Genomic DNA, 10,353 nt, shown 5'->3' on the forward strand with positions numbered 1-10,353 from the left:
GTCGCAGCCGAGCAGCGCCACGGCGAGCGCCGCCCCGAACGCACGGCGCGGGAGCGCTGCGCCATGGGCGGCGCCGGACCGGCTGCGTCTGGGCTGGCTCATTCGGCTCCGGGTTATGATTCGTCCGCGTCGCCCGGAGAATAGCACAGGCCGCCCCCGCTCAGCCCTTTGACCCACATGCGCCAAAGCCGTCACTCTCTCGCCGTATTTGCTCGACAGACAGCGGTCGCGCCGAGTAACGAGACGCTCGGCTCCGCGCTTGCGCGCGACGTGTTCCGCGATCAGCGCGGCGGCCGTTGCGAAGCCGGTCGTCCCACACGACAGGAAGGAAATGCCGCATGATTATGGGTAGCCACTCGCGCCTCGCCATCCTCGCCGCCGTCCTTTCGATCGGCGCCGCGCTGCCGGCGGTCGCGCAGGAGAAGAAGGCGCCGGCCGCCGCGGAGAAGCCCGCCGCCGCAGGTCCCGGCCCGATGACCGCCGCGCCCTCCGGGGCTCCGCAGCCGAACTGGGTCAAGATCTGCAACACCGACCCGCAGGCCAAGAAGGAGGTGTGCCTCACCTCCCGCGACGTGAAGGCCGACACCGGCCAGACCGTGGCCTCCATCGCCATCCGCCAGATCACCGGCGAGCCGAAGCGCTTCTTCCTGGCCGCCGTTCCCCCCGGCCTGCTGATCCAGCCGGGCGTGCGCGTGGCGGTGGACCAGAACGCGCCGGCCACCGGCAAGTATTCGATCTGCTTCCCGAACGCCTGCTACGCCGAGATCGAGGTCAACGACGCCTTCTTCAACAACCTGAAGAAGGGCACCAACCTCGTGCTGCAGGCCATGAACCAGCAGGCCAAGACGGTGAACTTCCCCGTCAGCCTCGCCGGCTTCACCAAGGCCTATGACGGCGCGGCGCTGGACCCGAAGGTGGTCGAGGCCGAGCGCGAGAAGGCCAACGAGGAGCTGAACAAGAAGGCTCAGGAGATGCGCGACAAGCTGCAGATGCAGGGCGGCGCGCAGGCCCCGGCCTCTCCGGCTCCCGCCCAGTAAGGACGTAAAGCCCGGCGCGGGACCTGTTCTCCGCGCCGGGCTTTCGGACATGAAAAAAGCGCCGACGCGTGAGCGTCCGGCGCTTTTTTCATGTCCGGGCTCGCAAAAGCCCCGGCCGGGTCAGTGCCGCACGTCGTTGCGGACCTTGTAGGCGCCGTCCTCGGTGCGCTCGAACATGGCCTCCACCTGCGGGTGGCGCAGCGGCTCGCCGCTGTCGTCCGGAAGCAGGTTCTGCTCCGAGACATAGGCGACGTATTCGGTCTCCGCGTTCTCGGCCAGCAAGTGGTAAAACGGCTGATCCCGCTCCGGGCGCACGTCCTCGGGGATCGAACGCCACCACTCCTCGGTGTTCGAGAAGGTGGGATCGACGTCGTAGATCACGCCGCGGAACGGATAGACGCGGTGACGGACCACGTCTCCGATGCGGAACTTTGCGTTGCGGAGCTGGGCTCGCGACATCTGCGCTTCGACCGTCGCCTGAAAGTCTTCGGGCGCGCGAACAAGCCAAAGCCCGCCGCGCAAGTCAATCCGATGCGACGGCTTTGTGACGCCGGCGAGGCGAGCGACCCGTCCCGCGCCGTGGCACAGAACGGGCGGAGCGGGTCGGGCGCCGCCTCGCGGGTTCGCGCGTCAGAGCCCGTAGGCGGCCGCGAGCGACGGCTCGCGCTCGGCGATCTGCTTCGCCAGATCCACGATCACCTTGGCCTGCTTCCAGGTGGCGTCGTCCTGCATCTTGCCGTCGAGCATCACCGCGCCGGTGCCGTCCGGCATGGCGTCCACGATGCGCTTGGCGAACTTCACCTCCTCCACGTCCGGCGAGAACACGCGCTTGGCGATCTCCACCTGGGTCGGATGCAGCGTCCAGGCGCCGACGCAGCCCAGCAGGAACGAGTTGCGGAACTGGGCCTCGCAGGCCTCCAGATCGGAGAAGTCACCGAACGGGCCGTAGAACGGCTTGATGTCGTTCGCGGCGCAGGCGTCCACCATCTTGGCGATCGTGTAGTGCCACAGGTCCTGCTGGTAGAAGGCGCGGGCCGCGTCGCCGTCCTTGTCGGTCAGTACGCCGTAGCCCGGATGGCCGCCGCCGACGCGGGTGGTCTTCATGCGGCGGGAGGCGGCGAGGTCGGCCGGCCCGAGGCTCATGCCGTGCATGCGGGGCGAGGAGCGGGCGATCTCCTCCACGTTCATCACGCCTTGCGCGGTCTCGAGAATGGCGTGGATCTGGATCGGCCGCGTCAGCTTGTGGCGCGCCTCGAGCTGCGCCAGCAGACGGTCGAGGTAATGGATGTCCCACGCGCCCTCGACCTTCGGCAGCATGATGACGTCCAGCTTGTCGCCGACCGCGCCCACGATCTCGATCACGTCGTCGAGCGCCCACGGGCTGTCGAGGGCGTTCATGCGGATCCAGAGGCCGGTCTGGCCGAAGTCGTTGGCCTTCGCCATCTCGATGAAGCCGGAGCGGGCCGCTTCCTTGGCGTCGGCGGGCACCGCGTCCTCGAGGTTGCCGAGCACCACGTCCACCTGCTTGGCGAGATCGCCCACGCGGGCGCGGATCTTCTCCACATGCGGCGGCACGAAGTGGATCATGCGCTCCACCTTCACCGGCTGTTCGCGGAGCGGCGCGGGCGCGCCGAGCGCGAGAGGACGATAGAACGCGCTCGGGACGATCATCGGCGAACCTTTCCTTGGAAACGACAGGCGATAGCGGAGAACGGCGGCACCTTCGTCCCGGCTTCGCTGCGGCGCAACGCGGCTTTCGTCGGAAGCCTTCGCAGCCGCGGTCAGCGCCAGCGGCGCATGCCCCACATCCACTGGTCGGGCGTCTCGCGGATCCAGCGCTCGAACACCGCCGCCATGGCCTCGGTCGCGGCTTTCACGTCAGCGTCGCGGTCGGCGGTGCGGGGCACGTCGATGGTTTCGCAGTCGAAACGGAACCGCGCGCCCTTGAGCCGCGTAACCCGTCCGGCCATCAGCGGCGCGTTCAGAACCCGCGCCACCAGCGCCGGAAACGGTGTGGAGCGGGCAGGGTGGCCGAAGAACGGCGTCTCCACGCCGCCGCCATCTCGAAGGTCCCCCAGAATCACCATGGCGCCGCCGCCCCGCACATGGGCGATCAGCCGACGGGGCGCCTCGGGGCCGCGCGGCAGCAGGCCGCCGGGATAGAAGGCGACCCGCAGCGCGCGCACCATCTCGTCCACGATCGGGTTGTGCAGCGCCTTGTAGACGCCCGCCGTGCGGAAGCCGGCCTGGCCGACGCCCGAGGCGCCGAGCTCCCAGTTGCCGAAATGGGCGGAGACCACCACCAGCCCGCGCCCTTCGGCCTTGCGCGCCGCGAAGGCCGCCGTGGCGTGGTCCTCGAAGCGGGAGGCGTCCGCCGCCAGCCGGTCCAGAAGGAAGCCCTCCGCCATCACCCGGCCGAGATTGTCCCAGGCCGCGCGGGCGATGGCCTCGCGCTCGGCTGCGGTTTTCTCGGGGAAGGCGAGGGCGAGATTGGCGAGCGCGCGGGCGTGGCGCCGGTTGAAGGGCGCCACCGTGCGCCAGAGCCAGCCGTAGACGGCGGAGGCCGCGTCCACCCCGAGCAGGCGGCAGCTTCCGGCGACGATGCGGACGCCCACGGCCTCCAGCCGATTCTGCAGCCCCCACAGGGCGCCGCGGCGCCGTTTCAGGCCGCGGCCGGTCTTGCGCCGGGCGGCGACGGAGGCTCCGTCGCCCGTTCCGGCGCTCAGAGCGCGCCCTTCGGATCGTAGCCGATCACGATCTTCCAGCCGAGGAAGCGGTTGGCCGGAATCGGCACCACGATGCCGTCCTCGATGTGCGGGAAGTCGGCGTGCTGCTGGCCCGCAGGCACCGCCACGGCGATAGGATGGATGCGCGAATAGACCGGCGCGCCCTTCTCGTCGAGCACGGCGATGCGCAGCGGCAGACGCACCGAGCCCGGCGCGCCCTTTGGCCCCACGATCAGCCGGCCGGTGACGCCGACGCGGATGGCGGCCTCGACGCCGAGCAGCGAGCATTCGCGCGCGGTGTCGGCGATGTTCGCCTGATAGCGGATGTCGAACGGGTCGTTGGAGTTCGGCGTGCCATAGACGCGGTAGGATTCCGCGCCCTGGAGAATCTCGACCGGCGGACAGTTGCGCTTGATCAGGCTCTCGAAGCCCGGCTCGCGCCCCGTGGGCGCGGCTGCGGCCGTCGCCGCCGCGGGTTGCGCCGCGGTCTCCGCCTGATCGCCGCCGATGCTGCTGCATCCGGCGAGCGCCGCCAGAATGAGCGCGCCCAAGGCCGTTCGCCGCGCGCCGCCATATCGCATAGGCTCATCCCCGAACTGAACGCCACATGCGCGCCCTGCGGCCGCGCCGGCGTTTTATAGCAAGGCGCATCTTCGGACGAAAGCGCGACCGCGCCTTGACACCCCGCGCGGCCGGGGCCCATCTCCTGGGCGGATGTCGGCGCCGCGGCGCGGGATCCGCCTGTCGTTCCGAGGATGTCCCGCGCCATGAGCGAGGCCAAGCCCCCCCTTCGCATCCTGTTGTGCGCGCCGCGCGGCTTCTGCGCCGGCGTGGTGCGCGCCATCGACGTGGTGGAGGCGGCGCTGCAGCGGTTCGGCCCGCCGGTCTATGTGCGCCACGAGATCGTGCACAACCGCTTCGTGGTGGACGAGCTGAAGCGCAAGGGCGCCGTGTTCGTGGACGAGCTGGACGAGGTGCCGGACGGCGACGCGCCGGTGGTGTTCTCCGCCCATGGCGTGGCGAAATCCGTGCCGGCGGCCGCGCGCCTGCGCAACCTGTTCGCCATCGACGCCACCTGTCCGCTGGTCACCAAGGTGCATCGCGAGGCGGAGATCCACCACAAGCGCGGCCGCATGGTGCTGCTCATCGGCCATGCCGGCCACCCCGAGGTCGTGGGCACCATGGGCCAGCTTCCCGACGGCGCCGTGCTGCTGGTGGAGACGGAGGCCGACGTGCCGGGCCTCGCCCCGCCGGACGGCGCGGAGCTCGCCTACGTCACCCAGACCACGCTGTCGGTGGACGACACCGCGGGCGTGGTGGCGGCGCTCAAAACCCGCTTCCCCGCCATCCACGGGCCGCACAAGGAAGACATCTGCTACGCCACCACCAACCGGCAGGAGGCCGTGAAGCGGGTCGCGCCCGAGTGCGACGCGCTGGTGGTGGTCGGCGCGCCGAACTCGTCCAACTCCCAGCGGCTGCGGGAAGTGGCGGAGCGGGCGGGCTGCCCGGTGTCGCGGCTGGTGCAGCGCGCCACCGACATCGACTGGTCGGAGTTCTCCGGCCTCTCGACGCTCGGCGTCACCGCCGGCGCCTCCGCTCCGGAAGTGCTGGTGGAGGAGATCGTCGACGCCTTCGCCGCCCGCTACGACGTGCGGGTCGAGACCGTGACCACGGCGGACGAGAGCGTGTTCTTCCCGCTTCCCCGCGAGCTGCGCCCGCCTGCGGCGTAAGGGCTTTTCGAGAAACGGCGCCACCGTGACCGCCCGGACTGCGCCCCGCCGTGACGACGCGATACGTTGCGGCGGCGCGGCCGAGGCCGTAGGAGAGCGGCTTCCGCCTGTCGATCCGAGTGCCCCATGGCCGTCTACACCGAAGTGCCCGACGAAGACCTCGCCGCGTTTCTCGCCGCCTATGACGTGGGCGAGGCGGTGTCGTTCAAGGGTATCGCGGAGGGCGTGGAGAACTCGAACTACCTGCTGGTCACGACGAAGGGCCGCTTCATCCTGACGCTCTACGAGAAGCGGGTGGAGCGGGACGACCTGCCGTTCTTCCTCGGCCTGCTGGAGCATCTGTCGGCGCGGGGGCTCATCTGCCCGCAGCCGGTGAAGGCGCGCGACGGCGGCGTGCTGACGGAGCTGTGCGGCCGGCCCGCCGCCATGGTCACCTTCCTCGACGGCGTGTGGGTGCGGCGGCCGACCGCGGAGCACTGCGCCGAACTCGGCCACGCGCTCGCCGCGCTGCACGAGGCGGGCCGGGGCTTTCCTCTGTTGCGGCCGAACGCGCTCTCGGTCGACGGCTGGCTGGCGCTCGCCGCCACCGCCCGCGGCCGCAGCGACGCGGTGACGCCCGGTCTCGACGCGCTGATCGCGGACGAACTCGACCATCTGACGCCGGCTTTCGCCGCGCTCGATCTGCCGTCCGGCGTCATCCACGCCGATCTGTTTCCGAACAACGTGTTCTTCCTGGGCGATCGGCTGTCGGGGCTGATCGACTTCTACTTCGCCTGCAACGACGCCTACGCCTACGATCTCGCCATCTGCCTCAACGCGTGGTGTTTCGATCCGGACGGCGTCTACGATCCGGCGAAGGGCGCGGCCCTGCTCGCCGCCTACCACGCCGCGCGGCCGCTGTCGGAGGCGGAGATCGCGGCGTTCTCGACGCTCGCCCGCGGCGCCGCCATCCGCTTCCTGCTCACCCGGCTGGTGGACTGGCTGGACACGCCGCCCGGCGCCCTGGTGCAGAAGCTCGATCCGCTGGAATATCTGGCGAAGCTGCGTTTTCATCAGCGAGCGACCGGCGTCGCCGATTACGGCTGGCGGCCCGCGTGAGCCCGGTGTCCAAGGGCCCGCGGGTGAAACGGTCGCTGCCCGAAGCCGCGGCGCCCGAAGCGCCCGCCGTGACGGACCCGAACGTGGTGGAAATCTTCACCGACGGCGCCTGCTCGGGAAATCCCGGCCCCGGCGGCTGGGGCGCGATCCTGCGCAAGGGCGCGGTCGAGAAGGAGCTGAAGGGCGGCGAGGCCCCGACCACCAACAACCGCATGGAGCTGACCGCCGCGATCGCCGCGCTTGAGGCGCTGACGCGCCCCTGCCAGGTGGTGCTCCACACCGACAGCCAATACTTGCGCGACGGCGTGACCAGGTGGATCCACGGCTGGAAGCGCAACGGCTGGCGCACCGCCGACAAGAAGCCGGTCAAGAATCAGGACCTGTGGGAGCGCCTCGACGCGCTGCTCAAGGTGCACGCCATCGACTGGCGCTGGGTGAAGGGCCACGCCGGCCACCCGGAAAACGAACGCGCCGACGAATTGGCGCGGGAGGGCATGAAACCGTTCCAGCCCCCGCGGGCAGGAACCGCGGGCGGCTGACCCTTCCCTTGTCCCGGCCTTGAGCCGGGACCCAGAACCGCCGACACGTCAGAATAGGGCGGCCCGGTCGTCGCGCTTTGCTTTGAGACGCTTCGAGTGTCTGGGTCCCGGCTCAAGGCCGGGACAAGATAGGGTGCGCGACGACCGCCCGTTCCCATGAAGGCAGGCCTGCTCTTATGTATTTGAAGCCGAACTGCCGCTTTCCCTTGTCCCGGCCTTGAGCCGGGACCCAGAACCGCTGAGACTTCAGAATAGGGCGGCCGGGCCGTCGCGCTCGGCTTGATATGCTTCGGGTCTCTGGGTCCCGGCTCCAAGGCCGGGACAAGGAAAGTGAGGCGCGGCCGATGTCGCGTTCGAGCGAGCCCTCTCAGCTCCCCGCGGGCTTCTCCCCGGCGCCGTAGCCTTGCAGCGCGGGGTCGAGATACTGGGCGTTGCGCTCGCGCAGGCGCGCGGCTTCGTCGTCGTAGAGGAACGGCAGGAATGCGTAGCGCCTACCGCGGGCGACGCGGGACACCGCGTGCAGCAGCGAGCAGGAGAACACCACCGCGCCGCCGGGCGGGGCCTTGAACGAGCGCGGCCCGTATTCGGGGAAGCTCACCTCGCCGCCGTCGAAATCGTCGTTGAGGTTGATCGAGACCGCGAAACGCCGGTGCGCGGTGCCGGCGGTGGTGTTGTCGCGGTGGGCGCGGAAGTGGGCGTTGTCCTCGGCGGCGTAGCAGCCGACGATGTAGCGCTCCATCCGCGTGACCTTGAACTGGTGGACCTTGTCGATCTCGCTCGCCACCCGGCGGCGGATGCGCGACTGGATCAGCCGCACCAGCTCCGGATCGGTGATGTCGCAGTCCTTGCGGCGCTTGTGGTTGTGGTCCTTCACCAGCACGGTCTTGCCGTCCACCTGCCGCATGAAGCCGGATTCCTCGCCGCCCTCGCGCTCGTAGGTCTCGATCAGGCGCGCGCACAGGTCGGGCTCGAACACGTTGGGCAGCAGCAGGATCGGCGCCTGCAGCTCGAAGCCCGCATAGGCGCGCGGCGGCGGAAGCGACGCCACATAGTCGAGCACGGCGTCCGCCTCCTCGCCGCCGGGGCTGAAGGGGAACGTCTTGAGGACGCGCAAGGTGGGGTCCAGCACCATCCAGAACCGGCGCATGGGCGCGGGCTCGCCGGGCGCCGCGTCCGCCGGAAGCGCGCCATAGGCGCGGCTCACCGAACCGTCCACGTCGAAGATGTGCCTCAGGCCCGGAAGCAGCATCGTCACGCGCGCTTCCGTCTCGTCGGCGGGGTCGACGCTGACGCCGAAGAAGCAGGCGCGCTCGTCGTCGAACAGCGCGCGCCGCGCCTCCACCCGCGCGAGCGCGGCCTGCGCGCCCGGCGCCGCCGACGTTCCGTAGAAGCACAGCACCAGATAGCGGCCGGCGGCGGTGTCGAACACGTAGCGCGGGTTGCCGGTGGCGCGCTGGGCGAACCACGGCGCGGGATCGCCCGTCGTGATGTTGGCGTAGGAGCGCGGCTTGGCGGCCGGCGACGGCGCGGTTTCGGTCACGGACATGGATCACGCGCGGCGCGGACGCCGCTCCCCCTTGGCCGCCCCCCTTTGACGGCTCGACGTATCGTTCTCTCAACGCATACGATCGCCGCGCCCCCGCGCCAAGCCTGCGGCGTCCGTTTGGGACGTCCGGGCTGTTCATCTTTGTGCGAAGGGCGCCGCGTCGCGATCCGGGCCACAACGGCCGTGACGCCCACTGGAGGACGCCTCGCCCATGACCTATCGCGCGCCCGTCGACGACATCCTGTTCACGCTCGACCATGCGGCGGGCCTCGCCGCGGCGCGGGAGCAGGGGCTCTACGACGCGCTGGATCGGGAGACCTTCGCCGCCATTCTCGCCGAAGCCGGCGGCTTCGCGGAGGACGTAATCGCGCCGCTGCTGAGGTCCGGCGACCGGCACGGCGCCCGCTTCGCCGACGGGGCGGTGACCACGCCGCCCGGCTTCAAAGAGGCCTATCGCGACTGGGCCGCCGCCGGCTGGAACGGCGTGCTGGCGGATGAGGCCTGGGGCGGGCAGGGGCTTCCGGCGGCGCTGTGGGCGGCGACCACGGAGCTCTGGGCGTCGGCCTCCATCGCCTTCGGGCTCTGCCCCATGCTGACGCAGGGCGCGATCGAGGCGCTGCAGTCCCACGGGTCGGACGAGCTCAAGGCGCTCTACCTGCCGAAGCTCGTGTCCGGCGAGTGGACCGGCACCATGAACCTGACCGAGCCGCAGGCGGGCTCGGACCTCGCGCTGCTGCGGGCCCGCGCCGAGCGGGCGGGGGACGGGACCTACCGGCTGTTCGGCCAGAAGATCTTCATCACCTATGGCGAGCACGACGCGTCGGACAACATCGTGCATCTGGTGCTGGCCCGGCTGCCGGACGCGCCGGAGGGCACCCGCGGCATCTCGCTGTTTCTGGCGCCGAAGTTTATTCCGGACGCGGAAGGCAGGCCTGGCGCGCGCAACGACGTGGCCTGCGTCGGCGTGGAGGAGAAGCTCGGAATCCACGCCAGCCCCACCTGCACCATGGCCTTCGGCGACGCGGGCGGCGCGGTGGCCTATCTGGTGGGCGAGGAGCATCGCGGCCTCGCCTGCATGTTCACGATGATGAACAACGCCCGCCTCGGCGTCGGGCTGGAAGGCGTGGCGGTGGCGGAGCGCGCGACCCAGCAGGCGCTGGCCTTCGCGGCCGAACGCCGGCAGGGCCGGGCGCCGGGATATGAGGGCGCGGCGCCGATCGCCGCCCATCCCGACGTGCGGCGCATGCTGCTCACCATGCGCGCCCAGACCGCGGCCGCCCGCGCCATCTGCTACCGCGCGGCGGTGGAGATCGACCGCGCGCGGGCGACGGCGGACGCCGACGAGGCCCGCGCCGCGACGGAGCGCGCGAGCCTGCTGATCCCGATCGCCAAGGCGTTCTCCACCGACACCGGCTGCGAGGTGGCTTCGCTCGGCGTGCAGGTCCATGGCGGCATGGGCTTCATCGAGGAGACCGGCGCGGCGCAGCTTCTGCGCGACGCCCGCATCACCCCGATCTACGAGGGCACGAACGGCATCCAGGCGATCGATCTGGTGACGCGCAAGCTGCCGCAGTCCGGCGGCGCGATCGTCGCGAGCGAGATCGAGCGGCTGCGGGCGAGCGCGCGCAGGCTGGCGGAGGACAACGCGCCCGCGCTCGGCGCCGCCGCCGTCCGGCT

At 70.8% G+C, this 10,353-nt stretch carries 10 protein-coding genes; 5 read left to right on the forward strand and 5 right to left on the reverse strand.

The window, feature by feature from the left end:
• The first annotated feature begins 344 nt into the window (after window positions 1-344).
• Window positions 345-1,037, forward strand: a complete 693-nt coding sequence (locus ACFQ4O_RS11330) for an invasion associated locus B family protein (RefSeq protein ID WP_378775799.1) — start codon at window positions 345-347, stop codon at window positions 1,035-1,037.
• A gap of 120 nt (window positions 1,038-1,157) precedes the next feature.
• On the opposite strand, the gene hspQ is transcribed toward ACFQ4O_RS11330, so the two are convergent.
• From hspQ to ACFQ4O_RS11350, 4 genes are all read right to left on the reverse strand, one after another.
• Window positions 1,158-1,496, reverse strand: coding sequence for a heat shock protein HspQ (gene hspQ / locus ACFQ4O_RS11335; protein WP_378775800.1), 339 nt, complete (start codon window positions 1,494-1,496; stop codon window positions 1,158-1,160).
• Window positions 1,497-1,667: 171 nt separating this feature from the next.
• Window positions 1,668-2,708, reverse strand: coding sequence for an HpcH/HpaI aldolase/citrate lyase family protein (locus ACFQ4O_RS11340; RefSeq protein ID WP_378775801.1), 1,041 nt, complete (start codon window positions 2,706-2,708; stop codon window positions 1,668-1,670).
• Between the two features lie 110 nt (window positions 2,709-2,818).
• Window positions 2,819-3,652 carry a lysophospholipid acyltransferase family protein gene (locus ACFQ4O_RS11345; RefSeq protein WP_378775802.1) on the reverse strand — a complete coding sequence of 278 codons (834 nt, stop codon included), beginning with the start codon at window positions 3,650-3,652 and terminating at the stop codon, window positions 2,819-2,821.
• A 107-nt stretch (window positions 3,653-3,759) separates the two neighbouring features.
• On the reverse strand, window positions 3,760-4,314 hold the full coding sequence (locus ACFQ4O_RS11350) for a hypothetical protein (protein WP_378775803.1): 555 nt from the start codon (window positions 4,312-4,314) through the stop codon (window positions 3,760-3,762).
• Between the two features lie 216 nt (window positions 4,315-4,530).
• On the opposite strand from ACFQ4O_RS11350, the gene ispH reads away from it, so the two are divergent.
• From ispH to rnhA, 3 genes are all read left to right on the forward strand, one after another.
• On the forward strand, window positions 4,531-5,493 hold the full coding sequence (gene ispH / locus ACFQ4O_RS11355) for a 4-hydroxy-3-methylbut-2-enyl diphosphate reductase (RefSeq protein ID WP_378775804.1): 963 nt from the start codon (window positions 4,531-4,533) through the stop codon (window positions 5,491-5,493).
• A 126-nt stretch (window positions 5,494-5,619) separates the two neighbouring features.
• A complete protein-coding gene (locus ACFQ4O_RS11360; protein ID WP_378775805.1) occupies window positions 5,620-6,591 on the forward strand; it encodes a homoserine kinase in 972 nt (323 codons plus the stop codon).
• Between the two features lie 68 nt (window positions 6,592-6,659).
• Window positions 6,660-7,130, forward strand: a complete 471-nt coding sequence (rnhA, locus tag ACFQ4O_RS11365) for a ribonuclease HI (RefSeq protein ID WP_378775808.1) — start codon at window positions 6,660-6,662, stop codon at window positions 7,128-7,130.
• Between the two features lie 367 nt (window positions 7,131-7,497).
• Here rnhA and ACFQ4O_RS11370 read toward each other — a convergent pair whose 3' ends face one another.
• A complete protein-coding gene (locus ACFQ4O_RS11370; RefSeq protein ID WP_378775806.1) occupies window positions 7,498-8,676 on the reverse strand; it encodes a 2OG-Fe(II) oxygenase in 1,179 nt (392 codons plus the stop codon).
• Window positions 8,677-8,887: 211 nt separating this feature from the next.
• Between ACFQ4O_RS11370 and ACFQ4O_RS11375 the strand changes: the two genes are divergently transcribed.
• Window positions 8,888-10,353: acyl-CoA dehydrogenase family protein (locus ACFQ4O_RS11375; RefSeq protein ID WP_378775807.1), on the forward strand; the 1,466-nt coding region annotated here is incomplete at its 3' end.

Source organism: Methylopila musalis (assembly GCF_042679725.1).
Taxonomy (GTDB): Bacteria; Pseudomonadota; Alphaproteobacteria; order Rhizobiales; family Methylopilaceae; genus Methylopila; species Methylopila musalis.